This window comes from Vibrio sp. 1727 (genome assembly GCF_033344415.1).
Taxonomy (GTDB): Bacteria; Pseudomonadota; Gammaproteobacteria; order Enterobacterales; family Vibrionaceae; genus Vibrio; species Vibrio alginolyticus.
In genome coordinates, this window is sequence record NZ_JAWPOT010000658.1 from 1 (window position 1) to 519 (window position 519).

The following is a 519-nucleotide window of genomic DNA, read 5'->3' on the forward strand; positions in this document are numbered from 1 at the left end:
GTTTACATCGGTGGCGCATGGTTAGTAGTAAAAACGGAAGGTGATTTGCAAATACGCTCGGCCCGTTGGTCTCGCCGTGCTGGTTGGTTAGCGGCCTTAGGAATCTTGGTGGTTAGCGTTGTAAACCCAATTGTAAATCAACAAGTTGCCTTGCGTTGGTTCAGCTTCCCAGAAATCTTGTTGCTTGCCCCAGTTCCGTTAATTGTATTGGCAACCATCTTCCTAGTTGATCGCTATTTGCGTCAGGTTCCAATGGTGAATGATCTGGGTGTGCGCTGGCCTTTCTTTGGTGTCACTGTCATTTTCGCGTTGAGCTTTCTCGGGCTTGCGTATAGCTTCTTCCCAGAAGTTGTGCCGGGATTAATGACCGCACAAGAAGCCGCCTCCTCGCCTGCGACGTTAATAATCGTGGGCTACGGTGTGATGATTGTTATGCCGGTGATATTGCTTTACACCTTTGTGGTATACCGGATCTTCAAAGGCAAAGCGACAGAACTTAGCTACAAGTAGGAAAGGGAA

At 48.4% G+C, this 519-nt stretch carries 1 protein-coding gene; it reads left to right on the forward strand.

What is annotated here, in order from left to right:
• Positions 1-510, forward strand: a 510-nt coding sequence (locus tag R8O10_RS27455) for a cytochrome d ubiquinol oxidase subunit II (protein WP_318192264.1), incomplete at its 5' end; no start/stop codon positions are given.
• Positions 511-519 lie beyond the last annotated feature (9 nt).